Below are 22,809 nucleotides of genomic sequence, written 5' to 3'. Positions count from 1 at the left end.
CTTCGGGTTGCGGCGGAGCCGCGGCTCCGACAAGACAGCCTTTAGTCCTTTGAGAATTCCCGGAGGGAATTAGATGGCACAGGAAGTGCTCAGCGACCTGAAGAAGGTCCGCAACATCGGCATCATGGCCCACATCGATGCCGGTAAGACCACCGCGACCGAGCGAATCCTCTACTACACCGGTGTGAACTACAAGATCGGTGAAACCCACGACGGTGCCTCGACCACCGACTGGATGGAGCAGGAGAAGGAGCGGGGTATCACCATCACCTCCGCTGCGGTGACCTGTTTCTGGAACAAGAACCAGATCAACATCATCGACACCCCCGGCCACGTCGACTTCACCGTCGAGGTGGAGCGCAGCCTGCGCGTGCTCGACGGTGCCGTTGCCGTGTTCGACGGCAAGGAGGGCGTCGAGCCCCAGTCCGAGCAGGTGTGGCGGCAGGCCGAGAAGTACGACGTTCCGCGTATCTGCTTCGTCAACAAGATGGACAAGCTGGGCGCCGACTTCTTCTTCACCGTCAAGACGATCGAGGATCGTCTCGGTGCCAAGCCGCTGGTTCTGCAGCTGCCGATCGGTGCCGAAGACAACTTCGACGGCGTCGTCGACCTGATCGAGCAGAAGGCGATCACTTGGCGTGGCACCGTCGAGATCGGTGCTGCGCCGACCATCGAGGAGATCCCCGCGGATCTGGTCGATCAGGCCGCCGAGTACCGCGAGAAGCTGCTCGAGACCGTCGCCGAGAGCGATGAGGCGTTGCTGGAGAAGTACTTCGGTGGCGAGGAACTCACCAGCGAGGAGATCAAGGGCGCCATCCGCAAGCTCACCATCGCGCGTGAGTTCTACCCGGTCATCTGCGGTTCGGCCTTCAAGAACAAGGGCGTGCAGCCGATGCTGGACGCGATCATCGACTACCTGCCGTCCCCGCTGGACGTGCCGAGCGTCGAGGGTCACGCGGTGGGCAACGAGGAGGAGATCCTCTCTCGTAAGCCCAGCGCGGATGAGCCGTTCTCGGCTCTGGCATTCAAGATCGCCGCTCACCCGTTCTTCGGCAAGCTGACCTTCGTGCGTGTGTACTCCGGTCACATCAGCGCGGGCACCCAGGTGCTCAACGCCACCAAGGGCAAGAAGGAACGCATCGGCAAGCTCTTCCAGATGCATGCCAACAAGGAGAACCCGGTCGACGAGGCCTGGGCCGGACACATCTACGCGATGATCGGGCTCAAGGACACCACCACCGGTGACACCCTGTGCGATCCGAACGCGCCGATCGTGCTCGAGTCGATGAGCTTCCCGGACCCGGTCATCAACGTCTCCATCGAGCCGAAGACCAAGTCCGACCAGGAGAAGCTCGGCACCGCGATCCAGAAGCTCGCCGAAGAGGATCCGACCTTCTCGGTGAAGCTGGACGAGGAGACCGGCCAGACCGTCATCGGCGGCATGGGCGAGCTGCACCTCGACATCCTTGTCGACCGCATGAAGCGGGAGTTCAAGGTGGAGGCCAACGTGGGCAAGCCCCAGGTGGCCTACCGTGAGACGATCCGTCGTCCGGTTGAGAAGCACGAGTACACCCACAAGAAGCAGACCGGTGGTTCCGGCCAGTTCGCGAAGGTCATCATCAAGCTCGAGCCCCTGGTGGACGCCGAAGACGGTGCGACCTACGAGTTCGAGAACGCCGTGACCGGTGGTCGCGTCCCGCGCGAGTACATCCCGTCGGTGGATGCCGGTGCGCAGGACGCCATGCAGTACGGCGTGCTCGCCGGCTACCCGCTGGTGAACCTCAAGGTGACGCTGCTCGACGGTCAGTACCACGACGTCGACTCGTCGGAAATGGCCTTCAAGATCGCCGGCGCGCAGGCTCTCAAGGAGGCTGCCAAGATCGCGAACCCGGTGATCCTGGAACCGATCATGGCCGTCGAGGTCACGACGCCCGAGGATTACATGGGTGACGTGATCGGCGACCTGAACTCCCGCCGTGGCCAGATCCAGGCCATGGAGGAGCGCAGTGGTGCCCGTGTCGTCAAGGCGCAGGTCCCGCTGTCGGAGATGTTCGGCTACATCGGCGACCTCCGGTCGCGGACCCAGGGCCGGGCAAACTACTCCATGGTGTTCGACTCCTACGCCGAGGTTCCGGCGAACGTGTCGAAGGAAATCATCGCGAAGGCCACCGGCGAGTAATTCACTCGCGCAAGGGCTTTCACGACGCACTCCCTGGCCTATCGGCAGGGCGGGCGAGACAACCAAAGTAAAATCCCCTGCTGGGATCCGCCCAGCAGGCAACAAGTCCAGGAGGACAATCAAGTGGCGAAGGCGAAGTTCGAGCGGACCAAGCCGCACGTGAACATCGGCACCATCGGTCACGTCGACCACGGCAAGACCACCCTGACCGCGGCGATCACCAAGGTCCTGCACGACAAGTTCCCGGAGCTCAACAAGAGCTTCGCGTTCGATCAGATCGACAAGGCTCCCGAAGAGAAGGCTCGTGGTATCACGATCAACATCTCGCACGTGGAGTACGAGACCGATAAGCGTCACTACGCTCACGTCGACGCCCCGGGTCACGCGGACTACATCAAGAACATGATCACCGGTGCGGCTCAGATGGACGGCGCGATCCTCGTGGTCGCCGCCACCGACGGTCCGATGCCGCAGACTCGTGAGCACGTGCTGCTGGCCCGCCAGGTCGGTGTGCCCTACATCCTGGTCGCCCTGAACAAGGCCGACATGGTCGACGACGAAGAGATCATCGAACTCGTCGAGATGGAGGTCCGCGAACTGCTGGCCGCCCAGGAGTTCGACGAGGAAGCCCCGGTCGTCAAGGTCTCGGCCCTGAAGGCTCTCGAGGGTGACCCGGAGTGGGTCAAGTCCGTCGAGGAGCTCATGGACGCGGTCGACGAGTCGATCCCGGATCCGGTTCGCGAGACCGACAAGCCGTTCCTGATGCCCGTCGAGGACGTCTTCACCATCACCGGCCGCGGCACCGTGGTCACCGGTCGTGTGGAGCGCGGCGAGGTCAACGTGAACGAGGAAGTCGAGATCGTCGGCATCCGCGAGAAGTCGCAGAAGACCACCGTCACCGGTATCGAGATGTTCCACAAGCTCCTCGATTCGGCTCAGGCAGGCGACAACGCCGGTCTGCTGCTCCGCGGCCTCAAGCGTGAGGACGTCGAGCGTGGCCAGGTCATCGTGAAGCCGGGCACCACGACCCCGCACACCGAGTTCGAGGGACAGGCCTACATCCTGTCCAAGGACGAGGGCGGCCGTCACACCCCGTTCTTCAACAACTACCGTCCGCAGTTCTACTTCCGTACCACCGACGTGACCGGCGTCGTGACCCTCCCCGAGGGCACCGAAATGGTCATGCCGGGCGACAACACCGAGATGAGCGTCAAGCTCATCCAGCCGGTCGCCATGGACGAGGGCCTGCGTTTCGCCATCCGTGAGGGTGGCCGCACCGTCGGTGCGGGTCGAGTCACCAAGATCACCAAGTGATCGTCTGACTCACTGAGTCGAAAGGGCGCCCCAACCACGAAAGTGGTTGGGGCGCTTTCTCATTGTGTATGGCTGTGCGACATTCCCACGCACTCGGCCGTTTCCCGCGCAGCGAGATGAGTACGCGCGAAACGAATGGTTCCGCGGCAAGCGTGTCCGGTGCCGGGCTTGCCTGGCGGGGCCTGCTCAGGGCTTGTTGGCCGGCCAGTTGTAGATCAGGTCCAGCAGGCCGGTGCCGTTGCCCTTCGGGGTGGTGGCCGTGCTGTTGATCAGATAGTAGGTCTGCCCGACGCCCGACCACACGGCGCCGACCACCTGATGTTGCATACTCTCCGTGGTCGGGAGGACCTTGTTGAGCTCGTAGAACAGGTTGGGTAGAGCGCCGGTGTACTTGACGACACGGAACCATGCGTCCTTACGTCGCGGTGTCTTGTGCCGGTCGTTGATCCGCAGTTTGACGTTGGCCTGCGGGGTCATCCAACCGCTGATCTTGGTGACCGGCTGGATCTGCCGGAGGTCCTGCAACGTCGGGTAGTTGACCTGCGCCAGGTGGATGTGGAGCTGATCCTGGCCGCGTCTGTCCTTGGAGTTGACGCCGAGCGCGATCGGCGACGAGGGCTTCGCCGGGACATTGGCCACCGCCTCGCGCCAGGCGGCGGGCCACCAGTTCGGCGGTGAATGCAGTAGATAGCTGCATTCGATGCCGGAGATGCGGTTCGTCGGGATCAGCAGCATGTCGGTGTTGGAATGCGGATTGTCCCCGCCGTGACGAATCGCGTAGTACCGGTTGGGAGTCGACGAGATCTGCCGAACGTAGTCGTTGCTGCCGGCGTTGCCGGGGGTGCGTCCCTTCACCTGATCCCACAACCAGAATTCGCTCTTGCCGGTACCGGCCACCGAGTCGTTCGGGTCTCCGCATCCGGCCGGCGGAGCACCCCACGCGACGCCCGCGGCGCCGGTGCCGGCCACGGCACCGATACCGATGGCCGCCGACGTCGTCAGAAAGGTCCGTCGGCTGACGCCGCGTGGCTGGTTGTCGGATGTGATGTCCATGCTCGGCCCTCTCGCCGATGAGCCACCGGCGTGCTCGTCTGAGCCGTCAGTGTGCCACCGTCGCGGTGGCGGATTGCCGAGATTCGGGAAATCTTCCTCAGTGTTTACTCAGCTTCGTTTACTCAGCTTCGCCGGCTGCGGAGCGGTCGACTCAGGAACAATCGCCGCCGGCGACCGGCCACCGCCGGTGGCACCCAGGCGCCGACGGCGATCAGGTGCTCGGTGAACGCACCCGCCTCCTCGTCTCCCGGCCGTCGGGGCCGGCCCCGCGCCCACTCGACGAACAGCTCACCGAACCGGCATCCCAGTTCGGCCCGGGCCAGCGGCAGCCGGCGCGCCACCTCGCCGGCCCGTTTGCGCAGCAACGCCTCCTCGGTGATCCGCAGACGAGCCGCATCGATGCCCTCGGGTGCGGCGCCGCCCGCCACGAGGGCGCGCACCAACTCCTCCTGACGTTCGGCGAGCGTACGGCGGCCGTCGGCGCTCACGACGCCGCCCACCAGCCGCTGCCCACGGTGACCCGGTCCATCCCGGCGGCATCGGCGATCGCGTCCAACTCGGTGAGCAGTTCCCGCGCCGGGGGATAGGCGCCGTCACGTTCGAGCATGAACGCCGGGGCACGCCCGGTCGCGGCGATCCGGGCGACGAGGTCGAGGACGGGTGCCGGGACGGGGTCGGTGTGGGTGTCGTGATACACCGTCCCGTCCGACGATCCGCCGGCAACATGACAGTATGCGATGCGTTCGGTCGGAATCCGGGCCAGCTCCGTCGCCGGGTCGACTCCCGAATTGAGCGCGCACGCATACACATTGGCGACATCGAGGAGGAGGTACACCCCGGTGCGTTCGATGATCTCGGACACGAATTCCCCTTCGGTGTACTCGTCCTCGGGCCAGGAGAACAAGGCTGCTATGTTCTCCACCGCCAGTGGCACCGGGAGGCTCGCCTGGGTGCGGACGATGTTGGCACACAGCATGTCCAGCGCCTCGCGGGTGCGGGGAACGGGCAGCAGGTGCCCGGCCTCGAGGCCACCGGCGCGGACGAAGGCGATGTGCTCGCTCACCAGCGGGGAGCGCAGCCGCGCTGCGGCATCGGCCAACACCGCAATACGTCCATCCAATACCGGTTCGGCGCCACCCAACGACAATCCCACACCGTGTGGGATCACCGGGATAGAAAGTGCCACAAGCGGATCGATGTCGATGTGGGCGACCGTCTCGGCGATCACCTCGCAGAATCGCAGGCCGGGAAGGTCGGCGACGACGGCGGCGATCTCGGGCCGCCAGCCGATACCGACGCCGCCGATCGGATGTGGGTTCAGCGCCAGGTTCTGTCGGTCAGCCACCGCAACCACCTCCACCACCACCGCAACTGCTCGAACTACTGCTGCCGCCACCACAACTGCTGGAACCGCCACCGCATCCGAAGAATCCGCCACCGTCGGAGCCGCCGCCATTGCCGAGGAATCCCCAACTGGTGGTGCGCCGGTGGGCTCTCCGCTGTGCCGGGGCGGGTGCAACGTGGGTGATGGTCGGTCGCGGTGCGGTGGTCGCCGGGAACGCGGCCGGGTTCGCGGCCAGTCGTGCGTCCACCAGCGACATCGCCTCGACGCCGAAAAGCGCTGTGGCAAGCGCACAGTGACGCACCCCCATGGTGGTCAGGGCCGGTCGCCATCGTGGCTCGAGAAGGGTGTTCGCCCGGCGGTGGGCCGACAGTGTCGCCGCTCCCTGGGCGGTGAGGCGACGCGGGCGGATCAGGCAGTACGTGGCCACCGCGACGAGGCAGGCCACCATCAGTGCGAGGTAGCCTATCGGCTTGCGGTTGGCCGCGCCGGACACCATCCGCGCCGCGCCGAGAAGGATTGCGGGAGTGAGGATGCCGATCCCGAGTGCACGGGGCCGGGAGTACAGCAGGCCCTGCTGTGCCATCGTGAAACGCAGCTCCCGCAGGGCGATCGCCGCGTCGCGCACCGGGGCGGTCGTCGTCCGGGGTAGACGGAGGTGCACCGCGCGGACGAAAGTGTCGTGGTCCGCCTTGTCGGTCTCGCCGAGCCGGCGGGTCGCTCGCCCGGTGGAGTCGATCAGGCCGGTCACCCGCAGCTGGGTGACGGCGGCGAGGACGGCCCGATCGTCGGAGATGAGCATGCCGACATGCGCGGCAGTGAGGTCGTCGGTGTCGACGCGGGTGAGCTCTGCCGGCCGTCGGCGAATCACGACGACGCACACGGCCGTCGCGGCGACGATCGCGTAGATCGCCAGGAAGGTGGGACCGGGGATACCCCAGGTATCGGGTCGGGTCATGAGAGTGCACCGCTTTTCGGGTAGGGGGCAGGGCCGGGCGGCGACGCCGCCTCGGGGCAGGATCACGCCGGCAATCACGTCACGGGTTCAGGCCGGCGAACGGACCTGTCGATCGACGAGGTCGGGCAGATCAATGTGGTTGGTGCGCAGCGTGTTACGTGAACAGAGGTCAGACGTGGGTGACGCTGCGGGCCGCGACACCGGGGGCCTGATGATGGCCGAACTCGGTGTCGGCGGGTTGGCAATTCATCTTCTGGCCACCTCCTCGGTGTCGTGTGCCGTCTCCGCGTGGGAGACGTTGTCCGTCAGGTGATCTCAGTATCGGGACGATCGGCGGATTCACCACACCGGGATGGCGTTCGCGGCCGTTTCGTGACCGTTTCCACCGGAATCTCTCAGAATCGTGGAGCCGGGCGTAGGCTGGGCCGCATGTCGATGTTCGGCGTCGAGGGGACCGGGCCGAGATTTCCGAGCTATCTGCGCACGTTCCTGCCGACCTTCCTGTTCGTCATGGTGTGCGGCATCGTCGGGCCGATCTTTCTGCTCATGTACTTCGTGATCGACGAACCGGACACCGGATGGATGCTGTGGTCGGGTCTGGGCATCACCATCCTCGACGTCGTCATCGCGGTCGTGGTGTCCACGGCGGTGTCGCGGTCGCGGGTCCGGGCCACCCGACTCCGGGCGAGCGGGGTCGTCGCGGTGGCCCACATCCGGTCCATCGAGCAGACCCACGTCACCGTCAACGATCAACCGCTGATGCGGCTCGGATTACGGGTCGAGGGTCGTGGCGTGGTCGCCTTCGACAAGGTCATCACCGCCCGGGTGCCGATGTACCAGCAACCCCTGCTGCACGCCCGTCGCCTCGCGGTGCTCGTCGACCCCGAGACCCAGGACATCGAGGTCGACTGGCAGGGATCGGCACTGCTCGCCGGAACGGTACCCGCGGTGTTCTCCTCCAGCGCCGACGGTCGCACCTACGATCTCACCGGCAACGTCGATGCGCTGACCGAGATCGTCGCGATCTTGCACCGTCACGGCATCACGGTGCAGGGCTCGGTCGACCTACGGAGCGATCCGGTGGCACGCCGGGAGGTGATGGACGTGGTGATGCGATCGTCGGCTCCGGTGACGCCGAGCGGAAGTCGGCCGGTCGGCACAACGCCCTCGCTGTTGACTGCGCCGCCTCCGGCGCGCGGTCCCGAGCAGCGTCTCGCCGAACTCGACGCTCTGCGCGGGCGCGGCGTCATCACGGACGAGGAGTACGCTGCGGCGCGTAAACGGGTCATTGACGCACTCTGAGATACCTCAGGAGTCACACTAGTAACATTCAGTCACAATTGCCACTTGGGTAACTGACCGATCTCAATGTCGGCGCCGCATGGTCACAGCCCTGGTCGTCGGGGTGAGGGGCGGCTTAATGTTCGGCGGTGCGTTCAGTTCTGAGGCGGTCGGTCCACAAACGTAGGGGCCGACGAATAGTGGCTGCGGTCATCGCTCTTGCGGCCGTGGCGGTGACCATGGCCGGCGGTGTCGGCGACGCGGAGGCGTCGACCTTCAACCGGATCAGCGTCGGCGGATGCGGCATGCCCGCGAGTCCCGTCGACATCTGGAGCCGGGCCGGCAACTACAAGACGGTCATCGCCCTGGACGGTCTCCGCGCGACCAGCGACATGAGCGGGTGGCGGCACGAGACCCGGATTCAGCGCCTGGCCAATTCCGGCGTCAACGTCGTGGAACCGGTCGGCGGTCTGGCCAGCTTCTACACCAACTGGGAGAAGGCCAGCCCCGGCAACAAGGTCCGCTACCGCTACATGTGGACCTGCCGGCTGGACCGGATCGTGGCGGCCCTCGACGCGCGTGGCCTGGCGGTCGGTGCGTGGCGCAAGTACGCGATCATGGGCATCTCCATGGGCGGCGGATCGGCGATGATCTACGGCGCCTACCACCGGGCGCGCATCTCCCACGTCTTCTCGATGTCGGGATATGTGAACCTGTCCGCGCCGACGATGCGGGAGGCCATCCGGCTGGCGCTGATCGACGCCGGCGTCGAGGCGGGGGTCGGTCCGTTCGACGCCGATTCGATGTGGGGACCGCCGTGGAACGAGCGGTGGGGCAAGAACGACGCCCTGGTGCAGTTGCCGAGGATGCGTGGCATGAAGATCCGGGTGGCCGCCGGATCGGCGACCTGGGGGCCCTATAACACCGATGCGGTCAACTCGGTGAAGGGCACTCCCCTGGAGATGGTGTCCCTCGCGCAGTCACGGGCCTTCGAGGTGGCCGCGAGTCTGCAGGGCATCCCGATCACGACGGACTTCCCCAACGTGGGGACACACACGTGGGGCTACTGGGAAGACATGGTCTGGCGGGCGAAGAACGCCGGATGGTTCAGGGACCGCTGATCGTGGACCAGGTGCCGACAGGGGATGCGGCACCTGGAACGGAAACGATGAGCGGCTGCGTTGCGGCACACCGTCGACGACGCGGCACCGGACCTCGAACGACGAGGGTCGGTACCGCGTCGTCGACGGTGCCGTGTGAAGCGGTTCACCAATCGTCGAGCGAGGCGTAGCCGTCCTGGATTGCGCGGGCGAACAACGCCGACTTGGTGGTGGCGGCCCGTCCGACGTTGTCGTACTTGGTGCGGATGCGCGCGACGTGGGTGCTGACCGTCGAGACACTGATGAACAGTGCCGCGGCGGCTTCCTGCTTAGACTCGGCGCGCAGCCAGGCGGTCAGGACCTCGATCTCCCGACGGGACAGCCGCGGCCGGACCGGGTCGGCCCGCTCGACCGCGTAGAGGTGACGGATGTGGACGTTGTGCCCGGGTCGGTCGGTGGATCGGGGGGTGTCGTGGGTGGTGATGTCGAGCTCCTTGTGATGCGACGTGCCTGACCCGACCCAAGCGGCAACGACGTGAGGTGTGGTAATCCCTGTTGTAGGTGATCCTCACCGTGGTCACCGACAACCGACGCCGCGAAACCGCCGTTCGCGGTAAGTCGATACATTTGTCGATACGTTGACCTGCGCGAATACGAACGAGCGCCGACGATGAGAGGACGTTCGCAAGCGATGGGGCCGGACGCCGTTTCGACCCGCGACGAGCTGGGCCGGGCGTTGACGGGGCTGCGTGAGCAGTCCGGACTCAGCGTCCGCGACGTCGCCGCCGAGGCCGACGCCCTGCTGGGAACGGTCGCCGGCTGGTTCGCCGGGCAACATGCACCGACGCGCGCCAGCCGGGACATGTTCGAGCGGGTGCTGGCGGCCTGCGGGGTCACCGATCCCGACGATGTGGCGCGGTGGTGGGCCGCCGCCGAACGATCGTCGCGACGGCAGCGGCGTAAGGCGTCGACGGTCGCGCCGTATCGGGGATTCGCGTCGTTCACCGCCGAGGACGGTGCGTGGTACTTCGGCCGTGGTGCACTCGTCGACAGGTTGGTGGCCATAGTGCGTGCTCGACTGCCCGACACCGCGCCTGCCGGGTCGGGCCAGTGGTTGTCGGCGGTCGTCGTCGTCGGTGCCTCCGGTGTCGGCAAGTCGTCTCTGGTGCGCGCCGGGCTGCTGCCGTGGGTCGGGGCCGACGGGGAGCTGACCCAGTGGCATGCGGCGCTGATGGTCCCGGGCAACGATCCCGTCGCCGCGCTCGACGAGGCTCTCGCCGAGTTGCCGCCGGCCACCGACGGCGGGCCGGTCCTGCTGGTCGTCGATCAGCTCGAGGAACTCTGGACACAGAGCAGCATCGAGGTCCGTCGCCACTTCGTCGAGCGACTGGATTCATCCTTCCGCGACCGCCGCTCGGTGATGGTCGGCGTGCTGCGTGCCGACTTCTACGGTCGCGCGGCGGCCAGTCCGTCGCTCGCCCCGGTTCTCGCCGACTCGCAGATCCTGGTACCTCCGATGACCCTCGACGAGCTCCGCGAGGCGATCGTGGCGCCGGCCGAGATCGCCGGTCTGGCCATCGACGACGACCTCGTGACGATGCTCCTCGACGACGTCGCACCGACCGGTGATGCCGGTGCGGGTGTGCTGCCCCTGATGTCGCACGCCTTGCGTTCGACGTGGGAGAAATCCGACAAGCGCAGGCTCACCGTCGGCGACTACCTGTCGACCGGGCGGATCTCCGGCGCGGTGGAGCAGACCGCGGAGTCGGTGTACGACTCCCTGAGCGAGACCGATCGGATTCATGCGCGGCACGTCCTGCTGGAGATGATCAACGTCGACGAGGACACGGTGACGCGGCGGACCGTCACGCTCTGCGGGCTCGGTGCCGATGGGGATGACCCGGATCCGGCGACCGCGCGGGTCCTCGACACCTTCGCCGCGGCCCGGCTGGTGACCGTCTCTTCGACGCACGCGCAGGTCGCCCACGAGGCGTTGTTGACGGCGTGGCCTCGCCTGCTGGGCTGGATCGACGCCGACCGTGAACGGCTGCTGTTGCGGCGTCGGCTGCGGTCGCTGGTGGAGCCGTGGGAGGCCCACGGTCGTCCCGATGATCTGCTTCCGGTGCGTGCACGCCTGGAACTCTTCCGTCCGCTGGCCGACGACGCGGTGTCACTGGACAGGTCGAGCCGGGACTTCCTGGAGGCCGGCCCGCCTCGCGGCCCAGGAGCGTCGGGAGTTCCGGCGCACCCGGCAGTTGCGCCGATTCGCGGTGGCCGCCGGTGTCTTCGGTGTCGTCGCCGTCCTGGCCGCCGTCGCGGCGGCCGCCGCGGGCCTGCACATTCGTGATCAGCGGGAGCAGGCGCAACTGGCCACCAACCAGGCGTTGAGCCGTCAACTCGCGGTGCAATCAACCGTCCTCGCCGAGCGGGATCCGTCCCTGTCCGCGCAGCTGGCCATGGTGGCGTACCAGACCTCCCCGACGCTGGAGGCGCGATCGCGGCTCATCGATGCGTCCGCTCATCCGGTGCCGGCGCGGTTCCTCGGTGAGGCCGGGTCGGTGTTGCTGGCGCGGTCGGGGACGCTGGCCGCCGCCGGCGGTGGTGGCCAGGTTCGGATCTTCAGCGTGTCCGACGCGGGGATCGAGCACCAGCTCGCCGACTTCCGGGCACCCGGCGGAGGCGGGCGGCTCGGCGGTGTGGCATTCCTGCCGGGCACCTCGACGCTGCTCCTCGGCGGGCGGGGCACGCTGACCGCGTGGGACGTGTCCGATCCGCAACATCCGTTGCGGGGCATCGACTTTCCTGGGGTCCGCGGCGACGTCAACGCGCTCACCGTCAGCCCCGACGGCCGGTTCGTGGTGGCCTCGGTCCGCGATGTCGGAGTGCAGGCATGGGTGCGTGCGGCCGACCGCTGGCAACCGGTGACGTTGCCGGACAAAGTCTCCGGGGTTGCCGGTGCGGCGGCATTCCGCCCCGACGGGCGGGTGCTCGCGACCAGCAGCGCCAACAAACGGATCGACCTGTGGCGCATCGACGGGGATTCCCTCCTGCCGACCGGCGAGATTGCGTTGGACGCGTGGCGGGACAACGAACTCGCGCAGGGGATCACCTTCACCCCGGACGGATCGAGACTGCTTGCCGCGCTGCGAAGTCGGGTCATCGAGGTCATCGACGTCACCGATCTCGCCGCACCGAGAGATGTCGCATCGCTCGGCGGGTTCGATAGCTATGTCACCGCGGTGGCCGTCAACGCCGCGGGCACCCGGGTTGCCGGTGCGGGTGCCGACAACACCGTTCGCGTCTTCGACCTGACCAATCCGACGCTGCCGCCCCAGATCTTGAACGGATCGTCGAACCCGGTGTCGGTGAGTTATGCCGGTGACCACATCATCTCCTCCAGTGATGATGGGCGCGTGCAGGATTGGCCACCGACCTCGAATGCCACGCTCGTCGGCACCAACAGCGTGTATCAGATCCCGGTGAACGGGAATGCCACCCGGTTGCTCGCCGCCGACACCGGGATCGACGGCCGGATCACCCAGTGGCGCGTCGGTGCGGGCGGCCTGGAACGGGCCGGACCCGACCTCGTTCCGCCCGCGGGAGTGGTCTACTCGGGGGCCGTGACGATGTCGCCCTCGGGTCAGATCGCGACGATGGGAACCGTCACCGGGACGGTGCAGTTCGCCGACATGTCGGATCCGGCGCATGCACGGATCGTCGGTTCCGTCGACGCGCAGCAGACCCTCAACGAGACCGTCGACTACAGCGAGGTCTCCGGAGTGGCCGTCACCGGCGGCACCGACAGCACCTTCCTGACCGTCATCGACGCGTCGAACCGGTCGGCTCCCACCGTCGCCGCGCGGATCGACATCGGCGGTGGCGTGTGGTGGACGTCGCTGAGCCCGGACGGACGCACCCTGGCGGTGGCCACGTCCACCGGGGCGGTGAAGACCTACGACGTCACCAATCCCCGAGCGCCCCACGCCCATCCCGATCCGATCACCTTCGACGGGGCCGCGCTGGCGGTGCGGTTCAGTCCCGATGGCAGGAGGCTGGTCGCCACCTCGGAGGAACGTGACGTCGTCGTCGCCGACATCTCCGACCCGAACTCACCGCACACGGTGGCCCGGCTGTCGGGGCCGGCCGGGCAGCTCTACAGCGCCGGATTCTCCTCCGACGGCAACCGCGTGATCGCCGGTGGCGGGAACTCGGAGATCTGGGTGTGGAATCTCGACGACGGGGGTACACCCGAGGTGGTTCTGCGGTCCTTTCCCGGTCGGGTGTACGACGTCCGGTTCGTCTCCGGGAACCGGATCCTGGCAGCCGGGGAGGGCGGCGTGATCGAGTCGTGGACACTGGGTCCCGATCAGCTCATCGGCGCGCAATGTGCCCGCGAGGGTGCCCAGATCACCCCGGACGAGTGGGAGATCAACGTCCCGGGGATGGCGTACCGGGCCCCGTGTGACTGAAGGGGTGTGCGCGGTGGTTCGCACTCGCTGGTAGCTTGGGCGCGATGCGACTGCTGCACCGTGCCACGCAATCCGGTGACCTGGCGTTGGCTGTGGCCGCGGCCGGGGGCACGGCCGATCGCCGTCCGCCGGTCCTGCTGGTCCACGGGATGGGCGGTGATCACGGCACCTGGCGGTCATTCGCGGCGGCGTTGCGGCGAGCGGGACGGTCGGTCGTGGCGGTGGATCTGCGCGGGCACGGTCGCAGTGGGCGGGCCGACCAGTACGGTCTCGACACCTTCGCCGACGATCTCGGATTCATCCTCGACGAACTCGATGTGCCGCGCGTCGACGTGGTGGCCCATTCACTGGGTGCGCAGACGGCGCTGCGGCTGGCGATGGCGCAGCCGGATCGCGTCGGGTCGATGGTCCTCGAGGAATTGCCGCCGATGCCGCGCGATCAGGCCGATCTCGACGAGAAGATCGTCGTCGGCGCGGGCCTCGGGGAACGGCTGCGTGGCATCGGTTCGTTGTTGCTCAATCCGATGCCGGTGGTGCGGTTCGACCGCGCCGTCGGCGAGCAGGTCGGTGCCGAATTCGCGGTGGCACAACCCCGATGGTGGGATCGGCTGCCGGGGGTCTCGGCTCGCACGTTGATCATCTCTGGCGGAACCCGTAGTTTCCTTCCGCCGCAGCATCTTCGGACGGTCGCCGACACCCTGCCGAATGCGCGGTTCGAGGTGATCGATGCCGGGCACAGTGTGCATCGCGACCGTAAGGCCGACTTCGCCCGGGTGGCAGGGGGATTCCTCGACGCAGGGGCGACGCACCGATGAGTTCGGGCGAGCGCTGGGATGCTGCGTCCCGGAGCGTGGGGGAGTTCGCCGAGTGCGTGGCCGAGATCGGCCTGGGAGACCACGCCGCCGCGCCGAGTGCCCTGGCGCGTCCCGTCGGTCAGACTGATTCCTGCGCAAGGAGTCCCGGGCGTCGCGTCGCGGCTGGGCGGGCTGCCCGGCCTGCCCGACGGCCGAATGGACCCCGCCCTGGGAAACGTTCCGGCGGCCCGGGCATCCCGATCCCCTACGGCCCAGCCGTGTGAATACCGCCGGCCGGCGAGGTCTACGCAGCCGGCTTGTTGTGTAGTGGCCGCGGATCCACACCCACCTGCTGCCACGCCTCATACGCCCACGGCACGTACAGCGACTTCAGTGGCAGCCGGTTGACCACCGGATTGGCCGCCCGCATGAGTGCGGCGAATCGCTGGAAGCGCTTCTCTCGCTTGTCATCCCATTCGAGATCGCACACCTCGCGCATCTGCTGGGGCAGTGTGCCGACGATGACGGTGCGGATAAAGGCGTTCAGCGGCGCCGAGATCACCTTCCACACCGGTTTCGGGATGCGCTTGGGTGCCGGGAGTCCCTGGCGGATGTAGCCGGTCGCGTAGACGATGGTCTTGTGCGGAACGAACCGCTCGAGCATGTCGTCCCAGTACGCACAGAATTCGGCGTAGGTCTGTGGTTGACTGCGGGCGCTGACACCATACAACTCGTACCAGACCTTGCTCTCCTCGAAGATCTGTTCCTTCTCGGCCTGCGAGAGTCGTCGGATGAAGGTGTCGGTGATGTAGAGGACCTGGTCGACGAAGGTGGCGTGCGCCCAGTAGAACAGCTCCGGATTCAGTGCGTGATACCGCGATCCGTCGCTGATGGTGCCCTTGATGTCGCGGTGGAAGTCGCGGACCGTGCGGCCCCACTTGGCAGGTTCGAGGCTGTAGACGGTGCGCATCACCGGCGGGCCGGTCCGCCGCGCGCGACCAAGGAAATCGTTGAAGATCACCGAATGGTCCAACACGGCCTGCCCGAGCTGTTCGATGCAGTTCTCGGTGCCGGCGAGGCGTTGGAAGCCCAGGATGCCGCGGCTGTCGCCGTAGAACTTCCAGATGAGTGAGTCCGCGCCGAGACGCGGGGTGGGCAGCGCGTCGTCCAGGTCTGTCTCGTCGATGACGGGCTCCGCCTCGCGGATCGCCTCGTCGAAGCCCTGGTTGACTGTCATGACAGGACGATAACCCATGAAGAGACGGTTTTCCAGATCTGTTTCAAAGTCGTTCTTGTCGTCCACGTCCCGAGAGGAGAGTCCGGTGAGTCCCATGTCGTCGCCGACGTCGCTGCCGCCGGTGGCCGAACTGCTCGAATCGGCGATGGTGGTGCGTCTGCCGATGCGCACCCGGTTCCGGGGCATCACCGCACGCGAGGTGCTGATCTTCTGCGGGCCGGCCGGCTGGGGTGAGTTCGCACCGTTCGTCGAATACGACGACGTCGAGTCGGCCGCGTGGCTGGCCGCCGGGATCGAGGCCGCCTACCTCGGCCCGCCCGAACAGGTCCGGGATCGCGTGCCGGTGAACGCGACGGTGCCGGCCGTCGCCGCCGACGAGGTGGCCGCCATCCTGGCCCGATATCCCGGAGCCACCACCGCGAAGGTGAAGGTGGCCGAACCCGGGCAATCGCTGGACGACGACGTCGCCCGGGTGGCCGCGACGCGGGCGGTGGTCCCACGAGTCCGCGTCGACGCCAACGGGAAGTGGTCGGTGGATGAGGCGATCCGCGCCCTGCGCGCGATCGGCGACCTGGAATACGCCGAGCAACCCTGCGCGACGGTGGAGGAACTGGCCGCAGTACGCCGCGCCGTCGACGTACCCATCGCCGCCGACGAGTCGATCCGCAGGGCCTCCGACCCGATGCGGGTGCGTGCCGCCGACGCCGCCGACGTCGCCGTCATGAAGGTGGCGCCGCTGGGCGGGATGCGATCGGTGCTGCGCCTCGCGCAGCAGATCGGATTACCCGTCGTCATCTCCAGCGCTCTGGATTCCGCGGTCGGGATGACGGCCGGGGTCGCGGCGGCGGCGGCCCTGCGGCGGCTCGATCTGGCCTGCGGGCTCGGCACGGGATCCCTGTTCACCCATGACGTCGCGCCGCCGTTCACGCCCGTTGCCGGCGCGTTGACGCCGACGTGGTTCGGCCCCGACGACCTCGTTCGCGGCGACCTCGAGAACCCCGATGCCGCGACACTCGCCGACGACGAACGCCGCGCGTGGTGGTGTGCGCGTCTGAGGCGGTGTCATGCCGTTCTGAGCGCGGCGCGGTCCCGGCCCGATGATTCCGTTTCCTAGGAACACATGAGATGATCTGTTCCAATTGGCTGTGTGTCGACCCACATCGGCATCGTCGACGAAAGGGAAAACCGTGAGCGCGATCGTTGCACCGGCGCCCGCCGGAAGTGGGCTCACCGCCGTTCCGCGCGTGCAGCGCAACGGCATCCTGGAGATCATGGCGATGCGCCGCGATCCGTTCGCCTACGGTGCGGCCCGACGTGCCGAACTCGGACCGGTGTCCGGCCTGAACGCCCTCGGTATCCAGACGGTGACCGCCGCCGGAGCCGATGCCGCCGGTGAGGTCCTGATGAACAAGGACCGCGCCTTCGCCAGCGGCCCGGCATGGAGTTACTTCATCGGCCCGTTCTTCAATCGCGGTGTGATGCTGCTCGACTTCGAGGAACATCGCCACCATCGGCACATCATGCAAGAGGCGTTCACGCCTGCCGCGCTCAAAGGCTACATGCAGGAGATGTCCCCGCTGATCGCCGACGCGATGGGCCGATTCCCGACCGGCCGGGTGTTGATGCTCGACGAATTCAAGTCCCTGACACTCGATGTCGCGCTCGAGGTGTTCCTCGGCGTCGAACTGTCCCGGGATCGCGCCGAGCGCCTGAACAAGGCCTTCATCGACACCGTGCGCGCCGGGGTCGCCTATGTGCGCGCACCGGTTCCGGGTGGCCGATGGTGGAAAGGGTTGCGCAGCAGGAAGGTTCTCGAGGAGTTCTTCTTCGAGCAGATCCCGGCCAAACGTGCGCGGGCCACCCCCGACCTCTTCTCTGTGCTCTGTCACGCCGAAAGCGATGAGGGACATCGGTTCAGCGACGAGGATGTCGTCAATCACATGATCTTCGTGTTGATGGCCGCCCACGACACCTCGACGATCACGATGTCGCAGATGGCCTACCGGATGGCGGCCGCGCCGACATGGCAGGAGGCCGCGCGAGCGCAATCGCAGGAACTCGATGGGCACCTCGGCTACGACGACCTCGCCCGACTCGACGTGCTGGACCGGGTGATGAAGGAGTCGCTGCGGTTGTGCCCGCCGGTTCCGGCACAACCCCGGATGGCGGTCAAGGACACCTCGGTGCAGGGGTTCTTCGTCCCCAAGGGGACAATCGTCTCCATTCCGCAACTGACCAATCACCGCGACCCGGAACTGTATTCCGATCCCGACACCTTCGACCCGGACCGGTTCGGTCCGGAGCGGGCCGAGGACAAGTCGCATCGGATGGCGTGGATCCCGTTCGGAGCGGGTGTCCACAAATGCATCGGTCTGTACTTTGGGCAGATGGAGATCAAGACGATCATGCATCACCTGCTGCGGGGGTATGAGTGGTCGGTGCCCGGCGGCTATGAGATGCCGATGGACTACAGCGCGCTACCGGTGCCCAAGGACAAACTGCCGGTGACGATGCGACGGCTCTCGGCGGCGGGACGATGACGATGGATGCCGACGTCGCAGCGGAGACCGTGCGCCGGCGTAAGGTCCGCAACACCGACAGTCCCGCCGATCAGAATGCGGCCATCCTCGCCGCCGCTGCCGCCGAGTTCACCGAGGTGGGAGTGCGGCGGGCCAACGTCGACGAAGTCGCGCGCCGGGCCGGTGTCTCCCGCTCCACCCTTTACCGGCGGTTCCCCAACAAGGAAGCACTGCTGATCGGCGTGGCGGAGGAACTGTACGAGAACGGGATGGTGCAGCTGGACTCCGCGGTGCGCGGGCTGGGACCGAAGGAAGCAGTCGTGGAGGCCTTCGCGGCGGGTGCGGCGATGATCTCCGACGACCCGCTGATGCGGCGGCTCGTGTTGACCGACCACGACATGGCGCCCATCACCGGAACGGTGACGGCGCTGTTCATCGACATCGCGACCGGCCGGGTCGCGTCGACGCTCCGCTCGGCGGGGGCGCAGATGCCCGACGAAGACCTTCTCGAGGCGGTGGAAATTCATGTGCGCCTGGTCATTTCGTTCCTCGAGACACCTGCGACTGATGAGTCCCGCCGCGAACCGGATCGGGTGCGAGCGTTCGCCGAGAAGTTCCTGGCACCGATGATCTGGTGATCCGGCCCTGTGCCGATCACGTTCGACCACGACATACCGACCGCACCGAGGGGGACTCCGCATGACCAGCCGCACCCGACCATTCGGCAACACCGATCCGCAGGCGATTCGGGATCGACTGTCCGACAAGGTCATCGCGATCACCGGCGGTGCCCGGGGAATCGGCTTCGAAACCGCCACACAGCTTCTCGCCGCCGGTGCACGGGTGGCCATCGGTGACATCGACGGCGAGGTGCTCGGCAAGGCCGCCGCCGACCTCGGCGTCGAGGGCATCGAGGTGGACGTGACCGACGGGGCGAGCTTCACCGCGTTCCTCGACGAGGTGGAACAGCGACTCGGACCCGTCGACGTCCTGGTGAACAACGCCGGCATCATGCCGGTCGGCTCCTTCCTGGACTTCGACGAGGCTCTCATCCGGCGGACCTTCGACATCGACCTGGTCGGGGTGATCCTCGGCAGTCAGATCGCGGCGGCACGGATGGTGACCCGGCGCTCCGGGCAGATCGTCAACATCGCCTCCGTCGCCGGTCGCCTGCCGATGCCCGGGCTGGCCATCTACAACGCCGCAAAATCCGGCGTCATCGAATTCTCCGAGGCGCTCGACGCCGAGCTCTCCACCGACGGCGTCCGGGTGAGCACGGTGATGCCGACATTCACCCGCACCGGCCTCATCTCCGGCCTGCAGACCAACCGCTACATCCAGACCGTCGAGCCGGGTGTGGTGGCCGCGGCGGTCGTCGGGGTGATTGCCGAACCGCGGACCCGGGTCGCCGCGCCGCGGTCGATGCGCTGGGTCGACGCCAATCCCGTGTTCCCCCAGGCACTCAAGCGCCTGACCCGGCGACGCACCGGACTCGACCGCGTCTTCATCGACATCGACGCCGCCGGCCGCGCCGACTACGACGCCCGCATGCGTCGCTGAACGGACCACCACCGGCCACTACCGGGGCAGCACCACCACCGGCACCGACGAGTGGCGGATCAACTTGGCCGACCGCGACCCGATGAACACCTGCGCCAGAACACCTTCGCGGGTGGAGCCGACCACCAGTACTTCGCCGTCGAGCCAGTCGATGGAATCGAAGGCCTGACGCCAACCGCGGCCGGAGGCGACGACGCACTCGACCCCGGACGGGATCGCTCCCTCGTCGATGAGTGTCTGATGGTCGCGTTCGGACTGCGCCTTCCACACGTCCAGTACCGCGCTCTCGGTGGACAGGCCCACCAACGGGGGATACATCGCGCCGCCGCGAACGGCAAAGGTGACCACCCGCAACGGAACCCGGGTGCTCTCCCAGGCCTCTCGGGCGCGGGTGAGCACCGCCTGCGCCTCGGCGCCCGATCCGGAGATCGCCACGGTGATCCGGGTGAGTTGCCCGTCCCTGGGGGAGCGGTATCCGCGGGGTGCGATGGCCACCGGAACCGGGGATTTGTGCAGCAGCGCGTCGCCGGTGGAACCGATGACGATCTGGCCGAGCTGACCTTCGCTGGTGGAGCTGATCACCAACACGTCCGCCGACGACTCCTGTGCCCGGGCGATCAGCGCCGCCGACGCCGTCCGGTGATCGAGTCGGGTGAACGTCCACCGCAGGTCCGGCGGATAGATCTCCATGTACTCGGCGACCTCGTTGCGGGCCGCGGTGACGATCTGATCGGTCCACGCCGCGAACTCGGCGTCGACCTTCGCCATCGACGGTGTGGTCCACGGTTTGGGGACGACGGTTGCCACCTCCAGGTCGGTTCCGGCGGCCTCGGCGAACATCGCGCCGAGTTGCACGCCGCCGGTACCGCCTTCGCCCTGGGCGTAGCCGACGAGGATGGTCACGGAAACCTCACCTCACTTCTTGCCGACGGAGATCACGCAGGGGCTCTCCGCGTCGAGATCGACCTCGGCGGTCATGGTGTCCTCGGGTGGGTACTGCCCGGAGTCCCCGGTGTCCTGGGCGATGGTGAACGAGGCCGAGTAGTTGTCGTCGCCCTTGTCGGCGGGAATGCCCTCGAGACTGACGCTCGAACCGTTGTACACGGTGGTGCCCAGGACGGTGGTCGTCGAGCCTTGTCGGAGTTGATCCACCAGGGTTGCCGCCGGGCTGCCCGGGCAGGCGAGGGCGGTGGCGTCCTCCCAGCTCTGGTCGCCGATGGCGGTGAAGTAATCACTCAACAGTGCGGTGGCATCGGTCAGCGGGGCGCTCGCCTCGCTGCGATCCTGGTGGTTGTACCAGGCACCGAATACGAAGAAGCCCAGCAGCAGTGCGGCGACCACCGCGGCCGCCGCCTTGAACCTCGAGGACAGCGGCGTACCCTCACCGACCGCCAGTTCCTCCGGCGTGAGGTCGTTGAGCCTGCTGTTGCGGCGGCCCCACAGCAGGTAGAACGCTACGAACACCAGCACCCACGCCGCGAACGCCAGATAGGTGACCAGGTGCAGCCCGGACAGAATCCACAGGCATGCCGCGATCGACAGGATGGGGGTGACCGGATAGCCGGGCACCTTGAAGGTGCGTTCCAGGTCGGGCATGGTGTTGCGCAGGATGATCACCCCGGCACTGACCACCATGAAGGCGACCAGTGTGCCGATGGACACCATGTCGATGAGTTTGCCGATGGGCAGCAGGCCGGCGAGGATGCCCACGACCACCGACACGATGACGGTGTTCCACACCGGGGTCATCGTCTTCTGATTGACCTGCGAGAAGGCCTTGGGCAGTAGCCCATCTCGGCCCATCGCGAAGAGGATGCGGGTCTGACCGTAGATGACCACCAGGGTGACCGAGAAGATCGAGATCACCGCGCCGGCGGCCAGCACGGTGCCCGGCCAGGTGGAGTGTGTGATGTCCTCGACGATCACCGCCAGGCCGGCGTCCTGCTGTTCGGGGCTGGCGAACTTGGGCCAGGCCTGGGCCCCGATGCCCGAGATGGCGACGAGCAGATACACCGTGATGACCACGATGAGAGCGCCGATGATGGCGCGCGGCATGGCTTTCTGCGGGTTCTTGACCTCGTCGCCCGCGGTGGAAACCGCGTCCAGGCCGATGAAGGAGAAGAAGATGGCGCCGGCCGCGGCGGTGATACCGGCAGCTCCGAAGGGTGCGAAATCCGCGAAGTGGTCGGCCTGGAATGCGGTGAAACCGATGGCGGCGAACAGCATCAGGACGAAGAGCTTGATGCACACCATGATGGTGTTGGTGCGCGCGGATTCACTGGCTCCACGGATGAGCAGCAGGCAGCACAGCGTGACCAGAATGGCCGCCGGGAGGTTGAACCACCCCGGGTCGCCGGAATCGGGAAAGGGTGACTGCGACAAGAAGTTCGGGAACTGGAACCCGAACAGGTTGTCCAGCAACTTGTTCAGATAGCCACTCCAGCCGACCGCGGTGGCCGCCGCGGAGACGCCGTACTCGAGCAGCAGGCAGGCGCCCACGCCGATGGAGACGAGTTCGCCGAGCGTCGCATACGAGTAGGAGTAGCTGGAACCGGAGACCGGTACCGACGAGGCCATCTCGCCGTAGCAGATGGCGGCCAGTCCGGCGGCGATGCCCGCGATCAGGAACGAGATGATGACGGCCGGGCCGGCGTCGGGAACCGCCTCCGGCAGGACGAAGAAGATACCGGTGCCGACGGTCGCGCCGACCCCGAACAGGGTCAGCTGAAAGGTGCCGATACTGCGCTCGAGGTGTGCCTCGCCCTCAGCCGTACCCGGCGCGCCCTCGCCCTGGACGGGCTTCCGTCGGAACAAGGTGGTCAACATCGACTGCTGTGGTTGTGTCATCGTCGGCGCTCCCGGTCAGGTGGTGCGTCAATTCTGCGGCGTATGCGGAGAATGCGCAGCGCAATGAACGGATTCGGGAACGGTTGTCAACCGTTCCGGTCGGTCCGGCTAGGGTGGGTTGCGCCCGCCAACGGGAGTTGGTGGGCCACAGAAGGC

General features: G+C 67.0%; 19 protein-coding genes and 1 pseudogene. 12 read left to right on the top strand and 8 right to left on the bottom strand.

Annotation, left to right across the window (positions count from 1 at the left end):
* Window positions 1–73 precede the first annotated feature (73 nt).
* Both fusA and tuf read left to right on the top strand, forming a co-directional pair.
* On the top strand, window positions 74–2,179 hold the full coding sequence (gene fusA / locus ACWETB_RS19410; protein WP_449741294.1) for an elongation factor G: 2,106 nt from the start codon (window positions 74–76) through the stop codon (window positions 2,177–2,179).
* A 123-nt stretch (window positions 2,180–2,302) separates the two neighbouring features.
* Window positions 2,303–3,493 carry an elongation factor Tu gene (gene tuf, locus ACWETB_RS19405; RefSeq protein ID WP_449741293.1) on the top strand — a complete coding sequence of 397 codons (1,191 nt, stop codon included), beginning with the start codon at window positions 2,303–2,305 and terminating at the stop codon, window positions 3,491–3,493.
* 186 nt (window positions 3,494–3,679) lie between these two features.
* Here tuf and ACWETB_RS19400 read toward each other — a convergent pair whose 3' ends face one another.
* From ACWETB_RS19400 to ACWETB_RS19385, 4 genes are all read right to left on the bottom strand, one after another.
* Window positions 3,680–4,546 (bottom strand): CDP-diacylglycerol diphosphatase, encoded by an 867-nt coding sequence (locus ACWETB_RS19400; RefSeq protein WP_449741292.1) that lies wholly within the window; start codon window positions 4,544–4,546, stop codon window positions 3,680–3,682.
* A gap of 122 nt (window positions 4,547–4,668) precedes the next feature.
* A complete protein-coding gene (locus tag ACWETB_RS19395; RefSeq protein WP_449741291.1) occupies window positions 4,669–5,034 on the bottom strand; it encodes a hypothetical protein in 366 nt (121 codons plus the stop codon).
* Window positions 5,031–5,891 carry a DUF692 domain-containing protein gene (locus ACWETB_RS19390; protein ID WP_452212991.1) on the bottom strand — a complete coding sequence of 287 codons (861 nt, stop codon included), beginning with the start codon at window positions 5,889–5,891 and terminating at the stop codon, window positions 5,031–5,033. Before ACWETB_RS19390 ends, ACWETB_RS19395 begins: the two co-directional genes overlap by 4 nt.
* Window positions 5,884–6,846, bottom strand: a complete 963-nt coding sequence (locus ACWETB_RS19385; protein WP_449741289.1) for a TIGR04222 domain-containing membrane protein — start codon at window positions 6,844–6,846, stop codon at window positions 5,884–5,886. Before ACWETB_RS19385 ends, ACWETB_RS19390 begins: the two co-directional genes overlap by 8 nt.
* A 175-nt stretch (window positions 6,847–7,021) precedes the next feature.
* On the opposite strand from ACWETB_RS19385, the gene ACWETB_RS19380 reads away from it, so the two are divergent.
* The 3 genes from ACWETB_RS19380 (at window position 7,022) to ACWETB_RS19370 (ending at window position 9,248) form a co-directional block, all read left to right on the top strand.
* Window positions 7,022–7,159: a hypothetical protein gene (locus ACWETB_RS19380; RefSeq protein ID WP_449741288.1), complete on the top strand. Its 138-nt coding sequence runs from the start codon at window positions 7,022–7,024 to the stop codon at window positions 7,157–7,159.
* Between the two features lie 116 nt (window positions 7,160–7,275).
* Window positions 7,276–8,148 (top strand): SHOCT domain-containing protein, encoded by an 873-nt coding sequence (locus ACWETB_RS19375; protein WP_449741287.1) that lies wholly within the window; start codon window positions 7,276–7,278, stop codon window positions 8,146–8,148.
* Between the two features lie 218 nt (window positions 8,149–8,366).
* On the top strand, window positions 8,367–9,248 hold the full coding sequence (locus tag ACWETB_RS19370) for an alpha/beta hydrolase (protein WP_452213005.1): 882 nt from the start codon (window positions 8,367–8,369) through the stop codon (window positions 9,246–9,248).
* A 145-nt stretch (window positions 9,249–9,393) separates the two neighbouring features.
* Here ACWETB_RS19370 and ACWETB_RS19365 read toward each other — a convergent pair whose 3' ends face one another.
* Window positions 9,394–9,657, bottom strand: a complete 264-nt coding sequence (locus ACWETB_RS19365) for a response regulator transcription factor (protein ID WP_348805649.1) — start codon at window positions 9,655–9,657, stop codon at window positions 9,394–9,396.
* Between the two features lie 261 nt (window positions 9,658–9,918).
* Between ACWETB_RS19365 and ACWETB_RS19360 the strand changes: the two genes are divergently transcribed.
* Genes ACWETB_RS19360 through ACWETB_RS19350 form a run of 3 tightly spaced genes read left to right on the top strand, consistent with a single transcriptional unit; the run spans window position 9,919 to window position 14,511 of the window.
* Window positions 9,919–11,574: a helix-turn-helix domain-containing protein gene (locus tag ACWETB_RS19360; protein WP_452212988.1), complete on the top strand. Its 1,656-nt coding sequence runs from the start codon at window positions 9,919–9,921 to the stop codon at window positions 11,572–11,574.
* Window positions 11,498–13,696 (top strand): WD40 repeat domain-containing protein, encoded by a 2,199-nt coding sequence (locus tag ACWETB_RS19355; RefSeq protein WP_452212986.1) that lies wholly within the window; start codon window positions 11,498–11,500, stop codon window positions 13,694–13,696. Before ACWETB_RS19360 ends, ACWETB_RS19355 begins: the two co-directional genes overlap by 77 nt.
* A 44-nt stretch (window positions 13,697–13,740) precedes the next feature.
* Window positions 13,741–14,511 carry an alpha/beta fold hydrolase gene (locus tag ACWETB_RS19350; protein WP_348805611.1) on the top strand — a complete coding sequence of 257 codons (771 nt, stop codon included), beginning with the start codon at window positions 13,741–13,743 and terminating at the stop codon, window positions 14,509–14,511.
* A gap of 283 nt (window positions 14,512–14,794) precedes the next feature.
* On the opposite strand, the gene ACWETB_RS19345 is transcribed toward ACWETB_RS19350, so the two are convergent.
* Window positions 14,795–15,727 (bottom strand): oxygenase MpaB family protein, encoded by a 933-nt coding sequence (locus ACWETB_RS19345; protein WP_348805609.1) that lies wholly within the window; start codon window positions 15,725–15,727, stop codon window positions 14,795–14,797.
* 94 nt (window positions 15,728–15,821) lie between these two features.
* Here ACWETB_RS19345 and ACWETB_RS19340 point away from each other — a divergent pair, with 94 nt between their 5' ends.
* The 4 genes from ACWETB_RS19340 (at window position 15,822) to ACWETB_RS19325 (ending at window position 19,806) form a co-directional block, all read left to right on the top strand.
* Window positions 15,822–16,841, top strand: coding sequence for an o-succinylbenzoate synthase (locus ACWETB_RS19340; protein WP_348805648.1), 1,020 nt, complete (start codon window positions 15,822–15,824; stop codon window positions 16,839–16,841).
* Between the two features lie 73 nt (window positions 16,842–16,914).
* Entirely contained in the window at window positions 16,915–18,267 is a 1,353-nt protein-coding gene (locus ACWETB_RS19335; protein WP_452212983.1) for a cytochrome P450, read from the top strand.
* A 2-nt stretch (window positions 18,268–18,269) separates the two neighbouring features.
* The gene (locus tag ACWETB_RS19330; RefSeq protein ID WP_348805605.1) at window positions 18,270–18,884 is read left to right on the top strand and encodes a TetR/AcrR family transcriptional regulator; all 615 of its coding nucleotides are present in this window, start codon (window positions 18,270–18,272) and stop codon (window positions 18,882–18,884) included.
* A gap of 61 nt (window positions 18,885–18,945) precedes the next feature.
* Window positions 18,946–19,806 (top strand): SDR family oxidoreductase, encoded by an 861-nt coding sequence (locus ACWETB_RS19325; protein ID WP_348805603.1) that lies wholly within the window; start codon window positions 18,946–18,948, stop codon window positions 19,804–19,806.
* An 18-nt stretch (window positions 19,807–19,824) separates the two neighbouring features.
* Here the strand turns inward: ACWETB_RS19325 and ACWETB_RS19320 are convergent, their stop codons facing one another.
* Together ACWETB_RS19320 and ACWETB_RS19315 are read right to left on the bottom strand one after the other, a co-directional pair.
* The gene (locus tag ACWETB_RS19320) at window positions 19,825–20,709 is read right to left on the bottom strand and encodes a universal stress protein (RefSeq protein ID WP_452212980.1); all 885 of its coding nucleotides are present in this window, start codon (window positions 20,707–20,709) and stop codon (window positions 19,825–19,827) included.
* A gap of 498 nt (window positions 20,710–21,207) precedes the next feature.
* Window positions 21,208–22,653, bottom strand: a pseudogene (locus tag ACWETB_RS19315) (amino acid permease); the annotation flags it as partial.
* Window positions 22,654–22,809: the final 156 nt, after the last annotated feature.

This window comes from Gordonia sp. NPDC003950 (genome assembly GCF_053605205.1).
The sequence above is the reverse complement of the archived record's forward strand: the minus strand, read 5'-3'. Positions and strand labels throughout refer to the sequence as shown.

Excerpts from the sequence above, each read along its gene's own strand:
- fusA (WP_449741294.1), top strand. The coding sequence starts at position 74 with ATGGCACAGGAAGTGCTCAGCGACCTGAAGAAGGTCCGCAACATCGGC.
- ACWETB_RS19400 (WP_449741292.1), bottom strand. The coding sequence starts at position 4,546 with ATGGACATCACATCCGACAACCAGCCACGCGGCGTCAGCCGACGGACC.
- ACWETB_RS19385 (WP_449741289.1), bottom strand. The coding sequence starts at position 6,846 with ATGACCCGACCCGATACCTGGGGTATCCCCGGTCCCACCTTCCTGGCG.
- ACWETB_RS19375 (WP_449741287.1), top strand. The coding sequence starts at position 7,276 with ATGTCGATGTTCGGCGTCGAGGGGACCGGGCCGAGATTTCCGAGCTAT.
- ACWETB_RS19370 (WP_452213005.1), top strand. The coding sequence starts at position 8,367 with ATGGCCGGCGGTGTCGGCGACGCGGAGGCGTCGACCTTCAACCGGATC.
- ACWETB_RS19360 (WP_452212988.1), top strand. The coding sequence starts at position 9,919 with ATGGGGCCGGACGCCGTTTCGACCCGCGACGAGCTGGGCCGGGCGTTG.
- ACWETB_RS19350 (WP_348805611.1), top strand. The coding sequence starts at position 13,741 with ATGCGACTGCTGCACCGTGCCACGCAATCCGGTGACCTGGCGTTGGCT.
- ACWETB_RS19345 (WP_348805609.1), bottom strand. The coding sequence starts at position 15,727 with ATGACAGTCAACCAGGGCTTCGACGAGGCGATCCGCGAGGCGGAGCCC.
- ACWETB_RS19340 (WP_348805648.1), top strand. The coding sequence starts at position 15,822 with ATGTCGTCGCCGACGTCGCTGCCGCCGGTGGCCGAACTGCTCGAATCG.
- ACWETB_RS19330 (WP_348805605.1), top strand. The coding sequence starts at position 18,270 with ATGGATGCCGACGTCGCAGCGGAGACCGTGCGCCGGCGTAAGGTCCGC.
- ACWETB_RS19325 (WP_348805603.1), top strand. The coding sequence starts at position 18,946 with ATGACCAGCCGCACCCGACCATTCGGCAACACCGATCCGCAGGCGATT.